Here is a 23,594-nt window from a genome sequence, read left to right as displayed (position 1 = left end):
ATGGAAGGATAGCAAGTGAAACGGCCTCGGCGCGAACTGGGGTCTCATCACCGCACAGCTCGCCCTCGCCGGAACAGGCGCGGGGCCCTATTAGGAGGCACTCATGGCCAGCGATTCCTCGTTCGACGTCGTATCCAAGGTAGACCAGCAGGAGGTCGACAACGCCCTCAATCAGGCTCACAAGGAGATCGCACAGCGCTACGACTTTAAGGGCGTGGGTGCGTCGATCGAGATGTCCGGGGAGAACATCCTGATGAAGGCCAACTCCGAGGAGCGCGTGAAGGCCGTCCTCGACGTCTTCATCGGCAAGCTCGCCAAGCGCAACATCTCCATGAAGGCGCTCGATTACGGCGACCCGATCCCTTCCGGCAAGGAGTTTCGCCTCGTCGCGTCGGTCAAGGAAGGCATCGCCCAGGACGTGGCCAAGAAACTCACCAAGCTAGTGCGCGACGAGGGCCCCAAGGGCGTCAAGGCGCTTATCCAGGGAGACGAATTGCGCGTGAGCTCCAAGAGCCGCGACGACCTGCAGACCACCATGGCGCTACTCAAGGGTGCGGACGTCGACGCTGCACTGCAGTTCGTCAACTATCGCTAGCCGCCTGACGGAAAGTCGCCCAGATCGCTGAACAGCGCGAGCAAAACTCGTCGTGTTAGCGTGAAATGGAAGTCCCCTATTTGTGCCCCTGGAGTGGTTCCAAATGTTCTTGCTGGTCACTATCGCTGGAACAGCCCTTGGTTTTCTCTACGCGCACTGGCTTCACAAGCACTTTGAGTTCAGGGATTGGCACCTCTCGGCCGCATTGGCGCCCGTGTGGGCTTGGGCGATCGGCTACGTCGTGGTGACGCGGTCCGTGAATATGACGAGTCTGCCTTCCCAAGCAGTCTTCTCCTGCGCCGTCGCCTCACTTGTCGGAACCGCTCTCGCCTACGTCAACGAGCACCGGAGGGCCAGAGTCGCCCAGCGCTGAGGCTACTTTCGACTTTCGAGTGTCTCCGTGAGCTTGGCCACCGCATAGCCCCAGGCCTGAGACACCTTGGGATTGGGCGGCACGGCAATCTCGTCGGGATTCGTCACCACGTCGAGCAACACCGGGCCGTCCTGGTCGAAGGCCCAGGACATCGCTCCGTCCAGGTCGTCCGGGTCCTCTACTCGACGCGACGCCAGACCCATCGCCGTTGCCACGGCGGCGAGGTCTGGGTTGTCCAGGTCCGTACCAAAGGACGCGAGCCCACCCTCCTGCTGCTCGAGTTGCACCATTCCCAGCGAGGAGTTGTCGAACACCACGACGACCACCGGCAGCGAGTAGGTCACGGCGGTTCTCAAGTCGCCAAGCAGCATCATGAGGCCACCGTCGCCGCTCATGGAGACCACAGCGCGGTCACGATCGAGAGCCTGCGCGCCCAGAGCCTGCGGAAGGGCGTTTGCCATCGACCCCAGATTGAACGACCCGAGAAGTTCGCGGTCGCCGCGCATCTCCACAAACCGCGCCATCCAGGTGGTCGACATGCCCGTGTCGGACGTGAAGATCGCATCATCCGGAGCGTGACGATCAACCGCCGCCGCGACGGCCTCGGGACGAATGCGATCGTCCGGGTTGTCAAAGGTAGATCGCACCTTTGCCACGATGCCGGACTCCTCGTAGTCGGGGTCCGCGATGTGGGCCTGGCGCTCCTGCCACTCGGAATACGTGTCTCGACAGGCGTCGAGGTGCTTGGACGCGTCGCCGCCGGTCAGTCGCGGCAACAGTGCCTCCAGTACCTCGCGCGAGTCCCCCACGACGGGCACGTCGACGGAGGTGCGCCTGCCGATGTGCCCGGAACGCGCATCGATCTGCACGGCCACAGCATCGTCCGGATAGAAGTCGCGATACGGGAAGTCGGTGCCCACCATCAGCAGCGCATCGGCGTCCTTAAGTGCCTTGACCGCGCCGGGGTTTCCCAACAACCCGGCCTGTCCTACCTGCATCGGATTGTCACCGTCGAAGCCCGGTTTTCCCTTGATAGTGACGACCATCGGTGCCTGCAGTCGTTCTGCGACTGCGATGGCCAGTTCCCTGGCTCCCGCCGCGCCCTGACCCACCAGCATCGTCACTTTGTCGGCGTCGTTGAGTGCCGCGGCCGCCGCCGCGAGCGAATCCTCCGTGGCATTGCCCGGGGCGTACGCGGTGACAAAATGTGGCGCCGCCACACCATCGGGCAACTCAAGGCCCCCGATGTCACCTGGAATGGTCAGCACTGCCGGGCCGCGGAACTCGTACGCCGCACCCACCGCAGCCTCCAGCATCTGTGGGAGCTGGTCGGCGGAGGAGAGCGTCTGGTTCCACACCGCGACGTCCTCGAAGACGCGATCGTTGTTGACCTCCTGGAAGTACTCGGTTCCGATCTCTGCGCTGGGCACTTGCCCGCAGATCGCGAGCACGGGGGCGTGGGACTTCTTCGCGTCGTACAGCCCGTTGATGAGGTGCAGGGAGCCGGGGCCCACAGTGCCCATACAGACGCCGATGCGGCCCGTCAGTTGGGCCTGCGCGGAAACGGCAAAGGCTGCGGCCTCCTCGTGACGAACCCCGATCCATTCGATGCGGTCGTCCGTGCGGATCGCATCGGTCAGGGGGTTGAGGGCGTCGCCGACGACGCCCCACACGTGCCCCACGCCGTGCTCCGCGAGGGCGGTGACAATGTGCTGTGCGACCGTAGTGCTCATCTCGTGTCTCCTCTAGTGGTGATGCGTGGCGGGGCGAAGCTGTCCGCCGAGGCAAGTGTCCAGTCCTTTTCCCAGTTGGCGGGTGGCTGGTCGAGCAGCTCCCCTGACTTCAACCAGTCGTAGTGATCGCCGTACGACACCGTCTCGCCGGGCGAGATCACCAGCCGTAACTGGTCGGGGGTGAGGTCTTCGGGACGCTCCGCGCCCATGGAGGACATCATCCGCACCGCCTCGTCGACGGTTGCCTTCTGGTAGCGATAGACGCGTTGCGACTTGTCGCCCACGTCGAGGGCGTGGGCGCGCCGCGGGTCCTGGGTGGCGACGCCCACGGGGCAGGTATCGAGGTGGCAACGCTGGGATTGGATGCAGCCGGTCGCCATCATCATGGGACGCGCGGCGTTCGTATAGTCGGCGCCCTGGATCAAGCGCTTGACGATGTCGTTGCCCGCGGCGACCTTGCCGCTCGCGGCGACGCGCACGCGGTCTCGTAGACCCGCACCTACCAGTGCGTTGTGGACGAGCATGAGCCCGTCAGTGAGCGGCATGCCCACGTGATCCTCGTACTCGAGTGGGGCGGCCCCCGTGCCGCCCTCGGAACCGTCCACGATGATGAAGTCCGGGGCCGTCCCGACGTCAAGCATCGCCTTGACCATGGAGAGGACCTCGACGCGGGAGCTGACGCAGAGCTTGAAACCGGCCGGCTTACCCCCGGACAGGTTCCGCATCTGCGCGATGAACTCGATCAGTTCGGTGGGGGTCGAGAACACCGAGTGTCCCGGCGGGCTGACGCACTTCTCGCCCGCCGGCACCCCGCGCGTCTCCGCGATCTCCTGCGTGACCTTGGCGGCCGGCAGCACCCCGCCGATGCCGGGCTTGGCCCCCTGCGAAAGTTTGAGCGAAACCGTTTTGATCTGATCATCACGGGACTTCTCCGCGAACTGGTCGGGGTCAAAGAGTCCGTCCTTGGTGCGCGTGCCGAAGTACCCGGTGCCGATTTCCCACACCAGGTCGCCACCGTGTTCGCGGTGGTAGGGCGAGATGCCTCCCTCGCCGGTGTCGTGGGCGAAACCGCCCATGGCCGCACCTTTATTCAGGGCGCGGATGGCGTTGGCGGACAACGCCCCAAAACTCATCGCGGAGACGTTGAGCGACGACATCGAGTACGGCTGCGAGCAGTCCGGTCCGCCCACCGTCACGCGTGGAGGATTCTCCGGCGGCGACTGGGGCACGGTGGAGTGCACCAGGAACTCGTGGCCCACCTCGTAGACGTCCAACTCGGTGCCGTACGCCTTCTCTCCGTGGACGCCCTTTGCGCGCTCGTAGATGATGTCGCGGGTAGCGCGGTCAAAGGGCTTGCCGTCCCAGTCGCGCTCGATGAAGTACTGCTGAAGTTCGGGACGGAGCCGCTCGAGTCCATATCGGAGATGGCCGACGACGGGGTAGTTGCGTAAGACCGAGTGACGCTTCTGAAGGGTGTCGTAGGCGGCGAGAGCGGCGAGCGCTCCTGCGCCGGCGATGGCTCCTAGTTTCCAACCGGACGGACTCGGCATCTGACCTCCTTGACTGGAGCGTCTGGGTGGCGGCTACCAGCCCTTCCACACTAACCCCGTCCTAGCGGTTCAAACGATCCGAGAGGCGACCCACAAAATGGTCCATCGTGTTGTTGACTCCGAGCTGGTTGGTCAGCTTGTCGAACAACGCGACGGGCAACATCCGTGCGGGGGCGAGAGCGCGGACGAACCGGGGCATGATCAATTGATGGCGGCCGCTCTCGATGGCGTCAAGGGTCCTCTGGGCCACATACTCGGGCTTCAAGATCGGCAGGAGTCGCGGGTACTTGGTTTGAACCCCCTCGAACATTCCGGTGCTGATGAAGTACGGGCACACCACGAGCGAGTTAACTCCGGCATCCGCCTTGGCGAGTTCCACGCGCAGGGATTCCGCGAATCCGAAGCCCGCAAACTTGCTTGCAGAGTAATCCGTTTGCTTGGCCACCCCGACGAGTCCCGCAGCGCTGGAGATGGTGACGACGGTGCCGCGCTTGTTCTCAATCATGCTCGCGAGGAACGCCCTGGTCACCCAGAACAGCGCGAGCGTGTTCACCTGGAGGGTGCGTTCGATCTCCTCGTCCGATGCGTCGAGTAGGTTCTTGCCGGTCACGACACCCGCGTTATTGATCACCACGTCCACGGGACCGGTCGCGAGCGCGGTGGCCCTCACGGCATCGCGATCTGACACGTCGACGCTGAAGGCCTCGGTCTCTCCGCCCACGCCAAGAATCTCGTCGCGTACTGCCTCGCCAGCGGCGGCCGAGAGGTCCCACAGGATCACGCGAGCGCCACGTTGCGCGGCGCCAAGCGCGAGCAGACGCCCGATGCCGCTGCCCCCTCCAGTGATCAGGACGGTTTGGCCTTCAAGAGGGTGCGACATGGGCTGGTTCCTATCGGTAGAGGTTAAGGAGGCGGGATCCGGCGCTCAGCGCCTTCGCCCAGGTTTCCTTCTTGAGGTCCGCAGGACCGGCGATCGGTAGCAGGCGTTGCACCGCGATGGTCTGCGGTTCTGTGTACTTCAAGAGTCCCTGCGCACCGTGGCGTCGCCCAAGTCCCGAGGACTTCATTCCGCCCATGGGGGCGCCATGTGAACTCCACGTCGCCGCATACGCCTCGTTGACGTTGACCGTCCCCGCTTCGAGTTTGCGAGCTACGTTGGGCCCATTTCTTTTTGACCACACGCTTGCGCTGAGCCCATACTCGCTGTCATTGGCGAGCTTCACGCCCTCGTCGTCGGAGGACACCCGGTACAGGCTCACGACGGGGCCAAAGGTCTCCTTGCGCGCCAACTCCATCGAGTCGGTGACCCCAAGCAGAACTGTGGGCTCGTAGAAGTACGGCCCCAGGTCCGGGCGTCGATTCCCGCCGGTCAGGACGCTCGCCCCCTTCGCCACCGCATCGTCGACGTGGGCGGCAACGGCATCGAGCTGTCGCTCGCTGATCAGCGAGCCCATGTCCGCGTCCCACTCGAAGCCCGGCTCCAGGCGCATCTGTCTGACGCGTTCCCCAAACGCGGAGACAAACTCGTCCCAGACCGCGTCGTGCACGTAGATCCGTTCAATGCTGACGCACAGCTGACCCGAGTTCGCGAAGCAGCCCCGGACTGCTCCGACGGCCGCCTTGGCCACGTCTGCATCCTCGAGGACCAGCATTGCGTTCTTGCCCCCGAGTTCTGCGGAGCAACCGATCAGTCGTTCCGCGCACTGCGCCGCGACGATCTTGCCCGTGGCAGTCGAGCCCGTGAACATGACGTAATCCGCGTTGGCGACGACGGCGCCTCCCACCTCGGGACCCGGGCCAACGACAATCTGCAACACGTCGCGAGGCAATCCCGCGCGGAGCAACAGATCAAGCACCATGAGCGCCGTGTGTGGGGTCTGCGAGTCGGGCTTGAGCACCACCGCGTTGCCGGTCACCAGCGCCGGGACGACGTCGCTGGCCGGCAGCGTCAGCGGGTAGTTCCAGGGCGTGATGACGCCAACGACTCCCTTGGGGACGTGCCGCTCGTGCGTCTTCGTCAGAAGCGGGAACGTTCCCTGGCGCCGCTTTTCGCGGAGCAATCCGGACGCATGGCGGGCGTTATAGCTACTCCATAGGGACGCATCGGCGACCTCTTCAAACGCGCTCGCTCGGGCTTTGCCCGTCTCGGCCTGGACGCAGTCGACAAGGGCATCCCGCTCCCTCAGTAGCAGGTCACGGAATCGCGCCACCACCGCCGCACGCTCCTTGACGGGCCTCGCGGCCCAGTCTGTTTGAGCGACCGCGGCCTGTGCGAAGGCTCGCGCCACGTCCGCCTCAGAGGACGCTGGCAACGTCCCAACGATGCCGTCATCGAACGGACTACGGACCACGATGTCGCCGGCTTCGCCACTCGACGTCACGAGAGCTGCGAGATTGTTCATGGCAGAGGTTAGCGACAGGGTGCTCATGCTTCAATACTCACCCATCGGCCAACGAATTGCCGAGAACCCGCTGATGACGCGGTGTTAGCTGATGCCGGGACGCCCGCCGGCCATCGACTCGAGACGTGCAATGCGGTCCGCCATAGGCGGGTGGGACGCGAATAGTTTGGCGAGACCCGCGCCCGCAAATGGGTTCGCGATCATCATGTGGGACACATTCTCAAGTTGCGGGGTCTGCTGAAGCGGACGCGCGGCCGCACCGGACTCGAGCTTGCGCAGTGCCGAGGCCAGGGCCATCGGGTCGCCAGTGAGCTTCGCGCCGTCCTCGTCCGCGTCGTACTCGCGGGTGCGGGAGATTGCGGTGCGGATCAGCATGGCCGCGAACGGCGCCAGGATCAGCATGGACAGCAACGCAAGCGGGTTCGAGTTGCGGTCACTGCCTCCACCAAAGAACAACATCATCTGCGCGAAGGCGGTGATCATTCCGGCGAAAGCCGCCGCGACGGAGGCGATGAGAATGTCGCGGTTGTAGACGTGCATGAGTTCGTGTCCGAGCACACCGCGTAATTCGCGGTCATCGAGCAGGCTGAGAATCCCCTCGGTGCAGCACACCGCGGAGTTCGACGGATTACGACCCGTCGCGAACGCGTTCGGCGCGGCGGTAGGAGACACGTACAGGCGCGGCATCGGCTGACGAGCCTCGCGGGACAGCTCGCTGACAATGCGGTACATCGCGGGCTGCTCGACCTCGGTCACGGGGCGTGCGTGCATCGCCTTGATGGCGAGCTTGTCTGAGTTCCAGTAGCCGTAAATGGTGCCGCCAAGCGACATCAGCACAAAGACCCACAGGAACTTGCCTCCGGCCACAAACGAGCCGATGCCAAGCAGCACCACCCACATCACCACAAAGAGGCCCATGGTCTTGACCCCGTTGAAATACTTCTTGCCGCCCACTCAAACTCCTGATTCGAAACTTCGTTAACGCGAAAGCGTTCACGTACAAAACGCGCCGCCGATGCCTCCGGTTCCAGTGTCCGTCATGGCCCCGACGAATAGCTGGATTAGCACGCTGAATAGACTCTCGACAACGCCGGGGGTAGACGCAGAAGGGCCCCGACGCCACGGGGGAGTCGGGGCCCTTCTGCGTCGAACGGTTGCTAGTTGCGCTTGAGCGCGACGTCGGTCATCTCGTCACGCGGAACCACCTTGACACGCAGACGGCCATCAGCCTCGCCCAGTGCGAGCTCGTGGTTGTCCAGCACCTCCCAGTCGTGCCACTGGATCACCGGCACGCCGCGCTCCTTGAGCAGTCGCAGGATGTTGTCGGGGCTGCGCTGTTCGGCGCCAGCCTTGGACTCGGCATACAAGCGCTCCGCGTCTTCGACAATGTTGGCGATGGTCTCGGCAGCGTCCGACTTGGTGTGCCCAATGAGGCCCACGGGTCCGCGCTTGATCCAGCCAGTAGTGTAGATACCAGGAACGACGTCGCCATTGTTGACCACGCGGCCAGCCTCGTTCGCGATGACCCCCTTGGCGTCATCGAATGGCACTCCATCGATCTCAGTGCCGTAATAACCCACGGCGCGGTACGCAGCCTGCACGGGGTAGTCGATGAACTCACCGGTTCCCTTGACGGTGCCGTCGCCCTGAAGGGCGGTGCGCTCGACGCGCACGCCGGTCACCTTGCCGTCCTCGCCAAGAATCTCGTGCGGGCTCTGGAGGAAATGCAAGTGGATACGCCGCGAAGCACCCGTCGGCTCCTTGAGGGTCCAGTCGGTCAGCGTCTTGACGACCTGCTTGGCCTGACGGTTCTCCTCGAGCAACTGCATCGAGCCCTCGTCAAAGTCGTAGTCCTCGGGATAGACCAGGACGTCAACATCCGGAACATGACCTAGTTCGCGTAGCTCGAGCGGGCTGAACTTCACCTGCGCGGGGCCACGGCGACCAAATACGTGCACGTCCGTGACGGGCGAAGATTCGAGGATCTCCATGACGTTTGTGGGGATCTCCGTGGGCGCCAGATCCTTGGGGTGCTTTGCGAGGATGCGGGCCACGTCGAGGGCCACGTTTCCGACGCCAAAGACCGCCACTTCCTTGGCCTCGAGCGGCCAGGTGCGAGGCACGTCGGGGTGGCCGTCGAACCAGCTCACAAAGTCGGCGGCACCAAACGACCCTTCTAGGTCAATACCAGGAATGTTGAGGTCTGCGTCCTTGAACGACCCGGTGGCATAAATAACCGCGTCGTAGTGGTCTTCGAGGTCCTGCAACGTGAGATCCGTGCCAATATTTACGTTGGCGAGCAGGCGGATGTCGTCGCGCCCCAGAACGTTCGCCAGCGCGACGATGATCTGCTTGATCCGCGGGTGGTCAGGAGCCACTCCATATCGCACCAGACCGAACGGCGCAGGCAGGCGCTCGATGATGTCAATCGACACCGGGAGTTCGGTCTTGGAAAGAATGTCGGCAGCGTAAGTACCGGCAGGGCCGGCGCCGATGATGGCGACGCGCAGTGGGCGTTCGGGAGTCACGAGTCTCACAATCCTTGGGGGGCGTATACAACCGGGGGCGCTCCCGGCCGTGCTAGCCCCAGAGTATAGACACCTCAGTTTGGCGATTGTCCAACCAAGATGATGTATGGGTTTTGGCACATCGGCGTCGGGTGTGCCAGAATCACGGCATGGCTCACACGACAAACCCTTGCGCATCCATGATGCCTTGTGTTTGCTGCGCCATGTGTCCCTCGGCCTAACCGCCCACGGATACACCAACCTGTACCCCTGGGCGCTCGGCCTCACGAGCGCAACTCATCGCGCTCAAACGGCCAAGCTCCCACGAAATCTTTCGAGGAGTCTCCGTGACACCCACTGGAGCCACTGCAGCCGATGCTGCTGCGCCCAATTCCGCTACAAACGCGGAAGCCGAGGAGCGCCGCCGCCACCGCGAGGAGGCGCGCCTCATCCGCACCCGCGAGGCTTCTGCGCGCAAGAACAGCGCTAGCCGTGACGGTCAGTGGGCGGCCGGCGACAAGACTCCGCTGAACCCCAACGAAGAGATGAAGTCCGTCGGAGACCCACTCGAGGTACGCGAGCGCATCGAGAACCTGTACTCCAAGTGGGGCTTCTGGTCCATCCCTCCCGGAGACCTACGCGGCCGCTTCCGGTGGTGGGGGCTCTACACGCAGCGTCGCCAGGGAATTGATGGCGGCAAGACCGCAATCCTGGACGCTCACCAGCTCGACGACGAGTACTTCATGCTTCGCATCCGCTCGGATGGCGGCCAGCTGTCCGTGGCGCAGGCGCGCGAGATCGGCAAGATCTCCGAGGAATTCGGCCGTGACACCGCCGACGTCTCGGACCGCCAGAACATCCAGCTCCACTGGATCCGCATCGAGGACGTGCCGGAGATCTTCCGTCGCGTCGAGGCCGTGGGTCTGTTCTGCACCGAGGCGTGCGGCGACGTGCCGCGCGTGATCCTCGGCTCTCCCGTCGCGGGCATCGCCAAGGACGAGTTGATCGACCCCACGCCCAACATCAACGAGATCACCGACAAGTACATTGGCGACCCGCAGTTCACCAACCTTCCCCGCAAGTTCAAGACCGCGATCACCGGAACCCCGGTCCCCGACATCCTTCACGAGGTGCAGGACGTGGCGTTCTGCGCCGTCGAGCACCCCGAGTTCGGTGTGGGCTACGACCTGTGGGTGGGTGGCGGACTGTCCATCAACCCCCACCTCGGCATTCGCCTGGGCGTGTTCGTCAAGCCCGAGCAGGTGTCCGAGGTTTGGGCGGGCGTGGTGGGAATCTTCCGCGACCACGGCTACCGGCGCCTGCGCACGCGGGCACGCCTCAAGTTCCTCGTGAAGGCCTGGGGCGGAGAGAAGTTCCTCCAAGTGCTGCAGGACGACTACCTGGGCTACACCCTCCCGGAGGGCCCCGCCCCCAAGGTGGGCAAGCCCGGTGCGCGAGGCGACCACGTGGGAATCAACGAGCAGCGCGACGGCAACTACTTTGTGGGAGTCGCCCCCGTCGCCGGCCGCATCTCCGGCACCAAGCTCCAGGAGATCGCCAACATCACGGAGGCCGTGGGGTCGGACCGCATCCGGCTCACGCCGCTACAGAAGATCCTGGTGCTCGACATCCCCGAGCCCAGCGTCAACGACGTGGTGAACGGCCTGCGTGCTCTCGAGCTGGACTCCAACCCCCGCGAGTTCCACCGCAACGTGATCGCGTGCACCGGCATCGAGTACTGCAAGCTCGCGATCGTGGAGACCAAGGCCACCGCCCGCGAGGTCGTCAAGAAGCTCGACGACATCTTCCCCACACTCGACACTCCTATTACTGTGCACGTCAACGGCTGCCCCAACTCCTGCGCACGCGTCCAGACCGCGGACATCGGGTTTAAGGGTCAGCTGGTCCTAGACGAGGAATCCGGAGAACAGGTCCCCGGCTATCAGGTTCACCTGGGTGGGCGCTTGGGTCGCGGCGACGACAACGACTTTGGGCGCAAGATCCGTGCCCACAAGGTCACCCAAGACGGCATGCCTGACTACGTCGAGCGCGTCACCAAAAACTTCCTCGCCGACCGCGTTGGCGAAGAGACGTTCGCCGACTGGGCCTTCCGGGCGGAAGAGGAGCTCATCAAATGAGTACCGACACCACCGTGTGGAACGCTGAGGCGTGCGCCGAGGTCAACGAACGCCTGGCCGGAGCATCGGCGTCGGAAATTGCCGACTGGGCCATCGAGACCTTCGGCCAGAAGCTCATCGTCGCCGCCTCCATGCAGGACACGATCCTGCCGCACATGTTTGGCACGCGTCTGCCTGGAGCGCATGTGTTGTTCCTGGAGACCGGCTACCACTTCAAGGAGACCATCGAGACCCGTGACGAGGCAGCCCGGCGCTTCCCCATCACGATCGTCAACGCGCTGCCGGCAAAGACCGTAGAAGAGCAGGATGCCGAGTTCGGCAAGGACCTCTTCGCGCGCGACCCCAATTTGTGCTGCTTCATGCGCAAGGTTGATCCGCTCGCGCGCTCGCTCGCGGGTTACGACGCCTGGGTGACCGGCGCCCGCCGCGTCGATGCCGTGACCCGTGCCGAAATGCCGATCGTCACGTGGGATGAGGGGCACGGCTTGGTCAAGATCAATCCCATTGCCGCCTGGTCGGACATGGACGTCGAGGTTTACCAGGTAGCCAACCAGCTGCCGCGCAACCCCTTGGTCGCGCAGGGCTATCCCAGCATCGGCTGCGAGCCGTGCACCAACAAGGTGGCACCCGGCGAGGACCCTCGGTCCGGCCGGTGGTCGGGGCAAGAGAAGACAGAGTGCGGAATCCACGAATGAGCGAGGCAGTTGTGACCACAGATCCAGCGTCCACCCACGTACCGGCGCGCATGAGCACGCTCGATGCGCTCGAGGCCGAGGGCATCCACATCATCCGCGAGGCCGTGGGCACCGCGCGCAAGCCCGTGCTCCTGTTCAGCGGCGGCAAGGACTCCGTGGTGGTGCTGCACCTGGCCACCAAGGCGTTCTGGCCCGGCAAGGTGCCGTTCGAACTGATGCATGTCGATACCGGCCACAACTTTGACGAGGTCATCGAGTTCCGCGACCGCACGGTCGAGCGCCTCGGCCTGCGCCTGCAGGTCATGAAGGTGCAGGACTACATCGACGACGAACGCCTGCGCGAGCGTCCCGACGGCACCCGCAACCAGCTGCAGACCGTACCGCTGCTCGACGGCATCACGCAGCACAAGTACGACGTGGTGTTTGGCGGAGCACGGCGCGACGAAGAGAAGGCCCGCGCCAAGGAGCGCGTCGTGTCTCTTCGCGACGAGTTTGGCGCGTGGGACCCACGCAACCAGCGTCCCGAGCTCTGGAATTTGTACAACCCGCGCCACCTGCCGGGTCAGCACGTGCGCGTGTTCCCCATCAGCAACTGGACCGAGCTGGACGTGTGGCGCTACATCGAGCGCGATGACATTGACGTGCCTTCGCTGTATTACTCGCACGACCGCGAGGTCTTCAAGCGCGACGGCATGTGGCTCTCTCCGCACCCCGCCGTGAAGATGCGTGACGACGAGCAGACTGAGACCCGTTCCGTCCGGTATCGCACCGTGGGAGACGCGTCGTGCACGGGCGCCGTCGAGTCCCCCGCCACATCAATTTCAGACGTCATCGCCGAGGTCGCCTCGACTCGCATCACGGAACGTGGCGCCACGCGCGCCGACGACCGCGTGAGCGAAGCAGCGATGGAAGACCGCAAGAAAGAGGGCTACTTCTAATGAGCACCGATATCGCATACGAGGCCGCCGACTCGCGCGTCACCTCACTACTGCGCTTCGCCACCGCGGGATCCGTCGACGATGGCAAGTCCACCCTGGTGGGACGCCTGTTGCACGACACCAAGTCGATCCTCGCGGACGCCTACGAGGCCGTGGAGCGCGTCTCGCGTGACCGCGGGCTCGAGGCCCCCGACCTTGCGCTGCTCACCGATGGTCTGCGTGCCGAGCGCGAGCAGGGCATCACCATCGACGTCGCGTACCGCTACTTCTCCACCCCCAAGCGCACGTTCATCCTGGCCGACTGCCCGGGACACGTGCAGTACACGCGCAATGCCGTCACTGGAGCCTCCACGGCCGATGCCCTGGTGGTCCTGATCGACGCCCGCTTCGGTGTGGTCGAGCAGACCAAGCGCCACCTCGCCGTGGCGGCACTTTTGCGCGTCCCCCACGTGATCGTGGCGGTCAACAAGATTGACCTGCTCGACTACGCGCAGGGGCCGTTCCGGCACATCGAGCGTCACGTGCAGTCGCACGCCGAGTCGCTGGGCCTGACCAACGTCATCAGCATCCCGGTGAGCGCGCTGGAGGGCGACAACGTCGCCGTCGCCTCCACCCGCACCTCCTGGTATGAGGGCCCAACCGTGCTTGACGTGCTCGAAACCGTGCCGTCCATCGACGATGGCGCCGACCTCTACGGCGCCGCCCACAAGCGCGGCGTCAAGCACCCCACGGCCCAGGATGCAGCCGATGCTGAGACTGGCTGGCGCTTCCCCGTCCAGTTGGTGCTTCGTCCTCAGGATGCCGCGATCAGCCCCGAGTACCGCGAATACCGCGGCTACGGCGGCCAGGTTGCCGAAGGCACGGTGCGCGTAGGCGACCCGGTCACCGTGCTGCCCTCGGGGCGCACATCGACCATCGCGGGGATTGACACCGCGACGGGCCCGCTCGACGAGGCGTTTACCGGTCAGTCGGTTGCACTTCGCCTGACGGACGAGATCGATATCGCGCGAGGCGACCTGCTCGCCTTCGGTACCGACGCCCCCAAGGCGGAGCGCCAGTTCCACGCTCACGTCGCGTGGTTGACGGATCGTCCGCTCCGGGTGCGCGACCGCGTGCTGGTGCAGCACGGAACCGCGATGGTTCAGGCGATGGTCACCAGCATCGAGGGTATTCTCGACATCTCGCTGCCCGGCGGCACGCTGGACAACTCGATCGCTAAGGGTCACGAGCTGCTGCTCAATGACATTGGTGTGGTCTCGTTCCAACTCGCGCAGCCGCTCGCTGTCGAGGACTATGGTCGCCACCGCCGCACCGGCGCGTTCTGCCTGATCGACCCCCAGGATGGCAACACCCTCGGTGCCGGCACGGCTCGCGCGCAGGTGCCCGGTAGCGGCGAGGATTCGTACATCAGCATCTAATGAGCTCACCTGTCCTCCTCACCGACGTTGCCCAGCAGTTCGCCGGGCGCGGCCCCGCGCGCCTGGCGTTGGATGGCGTCACGTTGTCTATCGCTGCCGGCGAGTTCATCTGCGTCGTCGGGCCATCTGGCTGCGGCAAGTCCACCCTGCTCGACCTCGTGGCAGGTCACACGCGCCCCGTGCGCGGGTCGGTGGTCGTGGACGGTGCGAAAGTTACTGGACCCGGGCTCGATCGGGTCATGGTGTTTCAGGAGCATGCACTGTTTCCCTGGCTGTCGGTACGGGACAATGTGGGCTTTGGGCTGAAGAACGCCGGGATCGCCGATGCCGAGCGCGAGGCCACCGTCACCGAGTGGCTCGCCAAGGTGGGACTGAGCGATGCCGCCGACCTGCACCCCCACCAACTGTCCGGCGGGATGCGCCAGCGTGCGGCCCTGGCTCGCGCGTTCGCGATGCGGCCCCAGGTGCTGCTCATGGACGAGCCCTTCTCCGCGCTCGATGCACCGTCACGCGACCGCCTCCATGTTGAACTCCAGGATCTCTGGCAGGAGACCGGCACCACGATCATCTTCGTGACCCACAACGTGCGCGAGGCCGTTGCCCTTGGCTCGCGAGTGGTGGTGCTGTCGTCCGGACCCGGCCACATCATCGGCGAAGTAGCGGTGGGATTGCAGCGTCCACGGGTAGTCGAGTCCGACCGTGTCGTGGCACTCGCGCGCGAGGTGCGCGGACTGCTCGATGCCGCCGACCAACTCGGCATCTCCGCCCCCCGTGGCGGATCGGAGGACGGCCATGTCAGCATCTGAGGTCACCGCCGGTGCTCAGCCGGCCGACGCATCGGCCGGCGTCGTACGCGAGCGCGCCCAGCGCGGACGCAAGGCACTACCCATCCTTGTGACCGGGGTCGTGATCCTGGCCCTGTGGGCGTTGACCTCCGCCTTTGTCGACACGCTACCCAGCCCTGCCGACACCGGCGGCGAGCTGGTGCGCATGGCCAAGGACGGCCAGTTGTTCTCGATTTTTGGGCGCGTCACCGCGTTCATGGGAATCTGCTTCGCGATCGCCGCAGTGGGTGGTGTGGCGCTGGGACTGCTGATCGGCGCTCACCCGGCATTGGACCGCGGACTATCCCCGTATCTGGCTGCGCTGCAGGGCATGCCTACCTCGATGTGGATTCCCGTCGCGGCGGTGGTACTCGGTACGTCCGTCTTCTCGCTAGGGGCCGTGGTCAGCATCGGCGCGATGCCGGCGGTTATGCTCGCCACACGCAGCGCCGTGAAATCCGTTCCTCCCCTCCTTATCCGGGCAGGCCGGACGTACGGCGCGGACCGCGGCACGCTCATGCGTCACGTGGTGTTGCCCGCGGCGCTACCCGGCATCACTACCGGTCTCGAGCTGGGCTGGTCGATCGCGTTCCGCTGCCTCGTGGCCGGCGAGATCTTCTCAGGCGCGTTGTCCGGCTCCGTGTCGGGTACTGGCATCGGCTCGGTTATTGCCCGCTCGCGCGAGACCGGCGACCTCACCGAGATGATGGCCACCATCATGATCGTGCTCGCCTTCACGATGCTCGTGGACCGACTGGTGTTCGCTCGTGTGCACCACCGCCTGCGCGTCTCGCGGGGACTCGTGGACGCCGGGCTGCCTCACTAGGGAGCCACCACACCGAGTAACTCGAGTGAGGGACGATGCCGCTCGCCTGTCCCATCGGTGAGGTTTGCGTCACGCACTATTTACCTTGTGGACCCTACGTGGTTCACCCTCGTGCCGTAGGTTCGTTCGTAGCAGTACCGTTCGCGGGAGCACTGTTCCCGCCGCATGAGGCAGCGCCGCCATCTCGGATCATTCACACGGAGCGCCTGATACTACATGGTGCCTCCGAGACCTAGACGGAGTACCCATGTCTCCTCAGATGCACACTTCCCCTACTCCCGCTCATTCGCTTCATCAGCAGGAGTCCCACACCACGCCCAGCCCCATCCTGTTCCTGATGGTGGGTGCGGCGACGTTGGGCACGCTCCTTTACGCGGGCTTTCTCCTCGATCCCGCGCACCGAGGGGATCTCCTGCCGTACTCCATGGTGCTCCTCGCCGAGAGCGTGTTGGTAGCTCAGGCGTTTTTTGGAATGTGGACCATCCTTTCCGGGGGTCACAACCCCCGCGACTTTGCTTACTTTCATAGCCGCGACGCGCTCTTCGGTGTCAATGCGAAGCGCCGCGGGCTACCCCCGCCGCTGTGGCCAGTCGAGCTCAACGGGAGGCCCGCGAGCGTGGACGTCTTCATCACCACGTGCGGAGAAGCGCCGTCGGTCATTCGCCGAACTGTGCAAGCCGCGATTGAGATTCACGGCGTGCACCGGACGTGGATTCTCGACGACGGCCGGTCGGACGAGGTCCGCGCGATTGCCTCCGATGAGGGCGCCAGGTACGTGCGTCGGCTCAGTTCTGGAGGGGCCAAGGCCGGCAACATCAACCACGCGCTCACGCTCGCCAAGGGTGACTTCTTCGCTGTGTTCGACGCGGACTTTGTGCCGCGTCCGGGCTTCATCGAGGAGACGCTGCCTTTCTTTCACGACTCCAAGCTCGCCTTTGTGCAGACCCCGCAGAGCTACGGGAATCTCCACACCACCATCGCGCGCGGTGCGGCCTACATGCAGGCGGTGTTCTACCGCTTCATCCAGCCGGGGCGCAATCGGTTCAACGCAGCCTTTTGCGTGGGCACCAACGTCATGTTCCGCCGGGCCGCCATCGACGACGTGGGCGGCATCTACACCGACTCGAAGTCCGAGGATGTGTGGACATCGTTGATGCTGCACGAAGCCGGATGGAACTCGATCTTCATCCCGGACGTGCTCGCCGTGGGCGACGCACCCGAGACCATCGAGGCGTACTCCAAGCAACAACTTAGGTGGGCGACCGGCGGCTTTGAGATTCTGCTCACCCACAACCCCCTGAGCCGTCACCGCAGGCTGTCACTCGAGCAGCGCATCCAGTACCTGGTGACGTCCACGTTCTACCTGACTGGCATCTGTCCCTTGATCCTGCTGATGCTGCCACCGCTCGAGATCTTCTTTGACCTGAAGCCGATGACGGTTGACACCACCGTGCTCACGTGGTTCCTCTACTACGCGGGCTTCTACCTGCTGCAGATCATCTTTGCCTGGTACACCCTGGGGTCCTTCCGGTGGGAAACACTGACACTCGCGGCGGTCTCGTTCCCCATCTACGTCAAGGCGCTCACCAACGCGATCAAGCGCAAGGACGTCGGATGGCAGGCTACGGGCACAGCCAAGGGTTCGTCGCCGTTCAACTTCATCGTGCCGCAGGTACTGTTCTTCATCTTCCTGGCACTGACGAGCGTGGTGGGCATCTTCCGGGATATCGACAATGGATCGGTGGCATTGGCCACAGCGTGGAACGTCACCAACACCGTGATCCTCGGCGCATTCGTGCTGGCCGCGCTCCGCGAAAGCCGCGGCAGAGACGTGCCGCGTTCCGCCGCTTCCGATCACCGCCAAGAGCGGCCGATGCGCACTGTCGTGGCGCGGCCTGCTTCTACCTCTGTTGCTGCGCCGGCTCCGGCGAGCGCCGCGGTCCCTGTCGCCGCCAAGCAAGAACCAGCCGTTGAACCGGCGCGGTGGAGCACGCCGTTGCCCCGCCGGGTGAAGGGAGGTGTGTCATGACCTGGGCCACACGCTTCAAGCTTGCGTTCGGCACGCTTGCCGTCCTTGTCGTCGTCGCGGCGGCGACTTACGTCTACACCGAGCGGGAGTCCACGGCGGTGTCGCAGACCGCCACCATCAGCGCGCACCAGTTGCCCGTGGGCACTGACTACGGCGGAAAGGTAGTCCGACAGTTCGTGGAGGAGGGTGACGCCGTTGTCGAGGGCGACGTGCTCTTCACCATCGAGAGTCTGCAGCGCAAGCGAGATCTCGAGGCCGATGCGAAGTCCGCAATCGACGAGGACGACGAGGATGCGAAGGACTTTGAAGCCAGTCCGTTGTGGTCCGTCACCGCCAGCGCGGACGGAACCGTCGCAGTGCTGCACGTGGGCCCCGGTGGCTACGTGCCGTCCGGAGGAATCGTCGCGGAGGTCGTTCAAGACGGCTCGCTCGAGGTCACCGCAGAGTTAGTGCTGAACCCTCGCGACCTCGACCGCCTCGAGGGCGGTGCCAGCGTCGAGCTGCGGTTGCCTGACCGCAGCATTGTGCCGGGAACCGTGGGGGACGTTCAGGTGGCCACCGAGGGGGGAAACGCTCGGGCATACGTCACTGTCGACAGTGGCGAGATTGCAGGCAGCGAGCCCACGGGACTGACAGCTCCAGGCACTCCGGTCCAAGTCACAGTGGACTTGAGAGACGATGGGCCATTGGCTGGCATGCGAGACTCGGCGCGCGACTTCCTGCACCGCATCGGCATCTGACATGAGGCCCCCCGTCCTTTCTAGGCTTGTGGCGATGAGCGCCGTCTTGTGCGCGTTCACTCTTGGTCTGACAGGTTGTGATTTTGGACAGCCCGAGCCTCAACCCGTCCCGTCTAGCGCCGTCATGACACCCACGAACATTGAGCAGTTGGTGGCAACTGTGCCGCACGAGTCCGTGGCAAGCCCCCCGCCGATGTCCCTTGCCGATGGTGTCATTCCGCCAACCAACCGGTGGTATTCGGCCCTGGCATTCAACGACCAGGCGAATCCGGTTTTTGCTACTCCCCTGTCCTTCTCGCCAACGGGCGACGGCTTTGCGTTTGGGCTTCCCCGTGTGGCAGTCACCCCCGACGTCATCGCCGGGCCTGCGAACCTGGAGTTCGGCGTGGGGATTCACGGAGCGACGGCCCGCCCTCTCGTATCCCGCGCCGACCCCGTGAGCGTCGAGCTCGCGTACGTTGATCAGGGCGGAAAGAGTATCGCGAGGGTGACACTCGCGGCCGGGTGGCCGGTCGTGGGAGTGACGGCCGATGCTGCGACCAGCCTGATCATCCCCGGGGGCTTCGCCGAGCAGTCGCCGGCGGCTGGCGGCACCAGTGTGCCCCCGGAGCCGGCCCTCATCACGGGAGACATCAACGGCATCGAGTACGGGGCACTCGTCACGGGCGGCGTGTTTACCGGCGGCACGATCGACCTCCAACCCGGCGGCACCGCTCAGTTCTTCGCGACTCCGGACGGAAGTTCGGCCCAGAAGTTCGCGGCTGAACTCGGCGAGCCCGTGACGTCGGTCAACCTTGAGGTCGCGTCGAATGATGAGACGGCCACCACGCAGCTCACCTACAACAACCCAGGCGAGGGCACCGTGCTCGCGGTGCCGGCGTCGCGATCCGAGGACATGGAGTGCTCCTTGGGCTCGTACGCCACCATCAATGGCGTTGTCGAGGTCTGCGCGGGCCACCAGTCCACCTGGGAGGTGGCGGCGGTTGCTCCCGCAACGGAGCTCGATCTGTCGGACGTCTCGGAGGCGCAACGCGAGGCCATCACGACCGCCCTCAAGGAGGACCTCGCGGAGACCGGCACTCTTCCGGCGGATTCGTACTTTGGCGGCAAGGCGCTCTATCGGGTCGCGATGCTCGCCATGGTTGCCGACGCCCTCGACGAGCCGGATCTCCGCGCCTCGTTCCTCGACATTGTCATGCCCGCGCTCACCACGTGGACCGACCCTGAGGGCTGCGCAGAGCGCGACGTGCGCTGCTTTGTGTACGACGACGCGATGCGGGGAGTCGTGGGCAAGGAGGCATCGTTTGGCGCCGATCAGTTCAACGATCACCATTTTCACTACGGCTATTTCCTCAATGCCGCGGCGGTGGCGGTAGGCCTCCAGCCCTCGCTGGAGGAGGACATCGCGCCCGTGATGGACTTGCTCGCCGCAGACCTGGGCTCCGGGGCTGGAAGCGATTCGTTCCCTGAGTTGCGCACATTTGACCCCTTCGCGGGGCACTCCTGGGCGTCCGGTACCTCACCCTTCGCGGACGGCAACAACCAGGAGTCCAGCTCAGAGGCTGTGCTCGCCTGGAACGGGCTCGCGTCCTGGGCACGGGTGCGCGACGACGATGCCCTCGAGGCGACCGCGACGTGGATGCTATCCGCCGAGGCGGATGCCGCGGTACGCGGCTGGGTGCGTCCCGACCTCAGCGACTTTCCCGAATACTCGCATCCCGTGGTCGCACTCGAGTGGGGCGGCAAACGCGAGTACTCCACGTGGTTCAGCGCTGAGCCCTCCGCGATGCTCGGGATTCAACTGATCCCCATGGCGCCCATGGCGACCTATCTCACACCGCCGGACGACAAGGCACGTGACATCGCGCTGGCTTCACTGGACGAGGCGGCTGCCGGGGGATACTCCGTGGGTTTCGGTGACTACTTACTGATGTACCTGGCGCTCGCAGGGCCCGAGGACGCGGCGACGGCCTGGGACACCGCTGTTGCCTTGGACTCGGAGTTGATCGATGACGGTAACTCGCGGGCGTACATGCTGGCCTGGATTGCGAGCACCTGACCCTTCCTGCCTTGGCGGTACATGGATGCTGACACCGGCTTCAGAACCGCACTCATGTACCGCAAAGGTGCGATTCGCCTCGAGTCGCAGGCTCGGGATGGCGGGCGCGACCGCATTGAGGCACCAGCCTCCCGGCACTGGCACCTTGTTTTGGGGTCCGGTTGGCTAGCAGGGGTGGGAGACTGACAAGGTGAACGAACGCCTCGACAAGCCCGGACTGCTCTACGGCGCCGGCGCGTACCTCATGTGGGGTCTATTCCCACTTCTCATGGCGGCGCTCAAGCCCGCGAGCGCGCTCGAGATCACTGCGAACCGCGCGGTCTGGTCACTCGTGGTCTGCCTCATTTTTGTGGCCTTCATGCGCTCCTGGAGGCAACTGCGCGTTGCGCTGAGCAACCGTAGGGTAGTTCTCACCCTCGCCGCTGCCGGCGGGTTCGTCGCCGTCAACTGGTTGCTCTACGTTTACGCGATCGTGAGTGACCACGTGAACTCGGCATCACTCGGCTACTACATCAACCCACTGTTCACCGTGGCACTCGGCGTGATCGTGCTGGGCGAGAGGCTGCGCCGCCTGCAGATGGTCGCCATCGCGATCGGCCTGCTCGCGGTGATCGTGATCGGCGTGGGCCTGGGCGAGTTCCCCTGGATCTCACTAGCGCTCGCGACCTCGTTCGGCATCTACGGGCTGATCAAGAAGCGCGTGGGAGCGGAGGTCGACGCAGTCACCGGCCTGACAGTCGAGACGATGGTGCTGTTCCCCGTCGCCGTCATTGGCCTGTGGATCATGGCGGCCAACGATGGACTCACCTTTGGCCAGCGCGGCGCCGAGGGACTTGGCCTCAGCCACGACCTGCTGATGGTTTCCACGGGACTCTTCACCGCCGGAGCGCTCATTCTGTTCGCGGCTGGCGCACGTCGGCAGCCCCTCTACGTGACGGGGTTGCTGCAGTACATCGCGCCCACCATGATGTTCATCCTGGCCGTGTGGCACTTCAACGAGCCGATGCCGCCCAGCCGCTGGGCCGGTTTCGCCCTGATCTGGGTCGCACTGATCGTGCTGACCGTGGACGGCTTCCGCTCGCAGTCACGCAGGAAGATCCCCAAGACCGCCCCCGTGGGCGCGGTCGCCGAGCCGCTTTAGCCGCCTGCGCCAACTAGTCGGTGGATGAGCTGATGCCTGGGTCCGGCGATGAGCCAGAACCCGGCGTCGGTACCTGCGACGGGTCGGCATCGCCCACCGCGTCTCCGGGCTGGTCGGGAGCCATCGAAGGCGGCACTCCACCCCACAGCGATGCGGTCGGCTCGGGGATCGACGTCGGATCGGCCGCTCCTGGCAGGCACGTCGGCTCCGGGATGTCGTTCGGGTCGAAGGTGGACACGATCGAGAACGTCTCGCCGCCAGGGAGCCCGCTTACCCTCATCTCCACACGCGTGGCTCCGACCACTTCCTCGAGCGACGGACCCGGGTCGCCTTCGTGAAGCCGAGTGGTCTCGACCCCACCTTCAGACGTCACCATCACATCAGTGACAGCCCCTTCCGGAACCGCACCCTCCCAATAGCCTGTGCCGCCCCCGTTGATGGTGATGTCGAATGTCGATGACAGTGCGTCGACGTCGATACCGTCAGGCACTGGATCCGTCACGACAGTGGTCCAGCCGTAGCCGACTAGGTATGGATTGACTCCATCCCAGATATCACCGCCGGCAGTCCCGTCTGACTGCCAATCCATCACCATCGCGTAGTCAAATTCATTGGAGAACCGGGGGGCCTGGTTCGCCACCTCGTATTCTCGACCGTCGTAGTCGAGGATGTACGCACCATCGTCATTTGCGGGGACGTCCAGGTACTTGCCATCGGGATAGACCACGACGACCTTCTTGTCCTGGATCTCGGGGCGCAGGTCGACGTAGACCCTAAAGAGGCCGTACGGACTAGCAATCGAGTCCAGGTTCGGTGGCAGATACGGATTGATCTCGCAGGCATCGGCACCAGCCGGCGCGACGGGAGCGTTCCGTCCACCCGGGACCGCCCACACCGCGGCCCCTACAGCACCAATCGCCAGCGCCGAGCCGGCCCCGGTACCCACCGCCCGCGTGGTGCGACGGCGGCGGATGGACTTCACGGCCCCTCGCTCGAAATCCCTTCCCAGGCCACCGGATCTCGCCACGGCATCGGCGTGGCTCCGGAAGCCCTCGTTAAACATGTCCTGTATCTGCGTCATGACTTCTTCCCTCCGTGCACGGCGACCACGTCGGCCCGCTCGCGCGAGTCGTCCCAGTCCTCGGTAATGTCGAGTTCTTGCGCCAGGTGAACCCTGGCGTTGGCGAGGTAGCGCTTGACAGTGCCGTCAGCGAGTCCCAACTGCGCGGCGACCTGCGTGACCGTGAGGTCGTCGAAGTACCTGAGCACCACGCACACCTGCTCGCGCGGGGCGAGGGTCCTGAGCGCCCGACGCAGGTCCACGCCCGCGTCTAGGTCCGAGATCTCTTGCGGGCGCTCGTAGGAACGGTTCATTGCCCGGCGACGCGCGGCGGCGGACCTGGTGCGGTCGATCACGATGCTCGGCATCGCCTTGCGCACGTAGGCGTGCGCCTCGTTCAACGAGCCGATGCTGCGGCGCTTGGAGAACGTCTTGACGATGGCGTCGTGGACTAGGTCCTCGGCGTCGCCGTCGCGGCCCACTAGCATCGCGCCGTACGCGACGAGCTGCGGTCCGCGGTCGCGGATCAACTCGTCCACCAGTGGCTGCCAGTTCGCCATGTCTCC

At 64.9% G+C, this 23,594-nt stretch carries 19 protein-coding genes; 11 read left to right on the top strand and 8 right to left on the bottom strand.

The annotated features are described in order from the left end of the window. The first annotated feature begins 103 nt into the window (after positions 1 to 103). Positions 104 to 595 (top strand): YajQ family cyclic di-GMP-binding protein, encoded by a 492-nt coding sequence (locus AOP73_RS04935; RefSeq protein WP_061963485.1) that lies wholly within the window; start codon positions 104 to 106, stop codon positions 593 to 595. Between the two features lie 375 nt (positions 596 to 970). On the opposite strand, the gene AOP73_RS04925 is transcribed toward AOP73_RS04935, so the two are convergent. The 6 genes from AOP73_RS04925 to AOP73_RS04900 all read right to left on the bottom strand — a co-directional run bounded on the left by AOP73_RS04925 (position 971) and on the right by AOP73_RS04900 (position 9,181). Further along, on the bottom strand, positions 971 to 2,701 hold the full coding sequence (locus AOP73_RS04925) for a thiamine pyrophosphate-dependent enzyme (protein ID WP_061963481.1): 1,731 nt from the start codon (positions 2,699 to 2,701) through the stop codon (positions 971 to 973). Further along, entirely contained in the window at positions 2,698 to 4,251 is a 1,554-nt protein-coding gene (locus AOP73_RS04920; RefSeq protein ID WP_061963479.1) for an FMN-binding glutamate synthase family protein, read from the bottom strand. Before AOP73_RS04920 ends, AOP73_RS04925 begins: the two co-directional genes overlap by 4 nt. Before the next feature lie 61 nt (positions 4,252 to 4,312). After that, complete coding sequence (locus tag AOP73_RS04915) at positions 4,313 to 5,131, bottom strand: SDR family oxidoreductase (protein WP_061963477.1); 819 nt, start codon at positions 5,129 to 5,131, stop codon at positions 4,313 to 4,315. A gap of 10 nt (positions 5,132 to 5,141) precedes the next feature. Continuing rightward, a complete protein-coding gene (locus AOP73_RS04910) occupies positions 5,142 to 6,680 on the bottom strand; it encodes a succinic semialdehyde dehydrogenase (protein ID WP_084626576.1) in 1,539 nt (512 codons plus the stop codon). A 57-nt stretch (positions 6,681 to 6,737) separates the two neighbouring features. After that, complete coding sequence (htpX, locus tag AOP73_RS04905; RefSeq protein ID WP_084626575.1) at positions 6,738 to 7,607, bottom strand: zinc metalloprotease HtpX; 870 nt, start codon at positions 7,605 to 7,607, stop codon at positions 6,738 to 6,740. Between the two features lie 203 nt (positions 7,608 to 7,810). Next, positions 7,811 to 9,181 carry an FAD-dependent oxidoreductase gene (locus tag AOP73_RS04900; RefSeq protein WP_061963474.1) on the bottom strand — a complete coding sequence of 457 codons (1,371 nt, stop codon included), beginning with the start codon at positions 9,179 to 9,181 and terminating at the stop codon, positions 7,811 to 7,813. A gap of 326 nt (positions 9,182 to 9,507) precedes the next feature. Here AOP73_RS04900 and AOP73_RS04895 point away from each other — a divergent pair, with 326 nt between their 5' ends. The 10 genes from AOP73_RS04895 to rarD all read left to right on the top strand — a co-directional run bounded on the left by AOP73_RS04895 (position 9,508) and on the right by rarD (position 21,968). Continuing rightward, positions 9,508 to 11,298, top strand: coding sequence for a nitrite/sulfite reductase (locus tag AOP73_RS04895; RefSeq protein WP_061963473.1), 1,791 nt, complete (start codon positions 9,508 to 9,510; stop codon positions 11,296 to 11,298). Beyond that, a complete protein-coding gene (locus tag AOP73_RS04890; RefSeq protein WP_061963471.1) occupies positions 11,295 to 11,993 on the top strand; it encodes a phosphoadenylyl-sulfate reductase in 699 nt (232 codons plus the stop codon). The genes AOP73_RS04895 and AOP73_RS04890 overlap by 4 nt, the downstream gene beginning before the upstream one ends. Beyond that, a complete protein-coding gene (gene cysD / locus AOP73_RS04885) occupies positions 11,990 to 12,931 on the top strand; it encodes a sulfate adenylyltransferase subunit CysD (RefSeq protein WP_061963470.1) in 942 nt (313 codons plus the stop codon). Before AOP73_RS04890 ends, cysD begins: the two co-directional genes overlap by 4 nt. After that, positions 12,931 to 14,349: a sulfate adenylyltransferase subunit 1 gene (locus tag AOP73_RS04880; protein WP_061963468.1), complete on the top strand. Its 1,419-nt coding sequence runs from the start codon at positions 12,931 to 12,933 to the stop codon at positions 14,347 to 14,349. The genes cysD and AOP73_RS04880 overlap by 1 nt, the downstream gene beginning before the upstream one ends. Beyond that, positions 14,349 to 15,155, top strand: a complete 807-nt coding sequence (locus AOP73_RS04875) for an ABC transporter ATP-binding protein (RefSeq protein ID WP_084626573.1) — start codon at positions 14,349 to 14,351, stop codon at positions 15,153 to 15,155. Before AOP73_RS04880 ends, AOP73_RS04875 begins: the two co-directional genes overlap by 1 nt. Continuing rightward, positions 15,142 to 15,999 (top strand): ABC transporter permease, encoded by an 858-nt coding sequence (locus tag AOP73_RS04870; RefSeq protein WP_061963467.1) that lies wholly within the window; start codon positions 15,142 to 15,144, stop codon positions 15,997 to 15,999. The genes AOP73_RS04875 and AOP73_RS04870 overlap by 14 nt, the downstream gene beginning before the upstream one ends. A 259-nt stretch (positions 16,000 to 16,258) precedes the next feature. Continuing rightward, positions 16,259 to 18,028 carry a glycosyltransferase family 2 protein gene (locus AOP73_RS04865; protein WP_236683505.1) on the top strand — a complete coding sequence of 590 codons (1,770 nt, stop codon included), beginning with the start codon at positions 16,259 to 16,261 and terminating at the stop codon, positions 18,026 to 18,028. Then, on the top strand, positions 18,025 to 18,768 hold the full coding sequence (locus AOP73_RS04860) for an efflux RND transporter periplasmic adaptor subunit (protein WP_061963462.1): 744 nt from the start codon (positions 18,025 to 18,027) through the stop codon (positions 18,766 to 18,768). The genes AOP73_RS04865 and AOP73_RS04860 overlap by 4 nt, the downstream gene beginning before the upstream one ends. Before the next feature lie 124 nt (positions 18,769 to 18,892). Next, entirely contained in the window at positions 18,893 to 20,827 is a 1,935-nt protein-coding gene (locus tag AOP73_RS04855) for a glycosyl hydrolase (protein WP_160295434.1), read from the top strand. Between the two features lie 190 nt (positions 20,828 to 21,017). Next, complete coding sequence (rarD, locus tag AOP73_RS04850; protein WP_061963458.1) at positions 21,018 to 21,968, top strand: EamA family transporter RarD; 951 nt, start codon at positions 21,018 to 21,020, stop codon at positions 21,966 to 21,968. Positions 21,969 to 21,981: 13 nt separating this feature from the next. Here the strand turns inward: rarD and AOP73_RS04845 are convergent, their stop codons facing one another. Together AOP73_RS04845 and AOP73_RS04840 are read right to left on the bottom strand one after the other, a co-directional pair. Next, positions 21,982 to 23,049: a hypothetical protein gene (locus tag AOP73_RS04845; protein ID WP_061963456.1), complete on the bottom strand. Its 1,068-nt coding sequence runs from the start codon at positions 23,047 to 23,049 to the stop codon at positions 21,982 to 21,984. Further along, the gene (locus tag AOP73_RS04840) at positions 23,046 to 23,588 is read right to left on the bottom strand and encodes a sigma-70 family RNA polymerase sigma factor (protein ID WP_061963454.1); all 543 of its coding nucleotides are present in this window, start codon (positions 23,586 to 23,588) and stop codon (positions 23,046 to 23,048) included. Before AOP73_RS04840 ends, AOP73_RS04845 begins: the two co-directional genes overlap by 4 nt. Between the last annotated feature and the right edge of the window lie 6 nt (positions 23,589 to 23,594).

Source organism: Demequina aurantiaca, assembly GCF_000975135.1.
GTDB classification, from domain to species: domain Bacteria; phylum Actinomycetota; class Actinomycetes; order Actinomycetales; family Demequinaceae; genus Demequina; species Demequina aurantiaca.
This window is presented reverse-complemented; position numbering and strand designations above follow the sequence as displayed.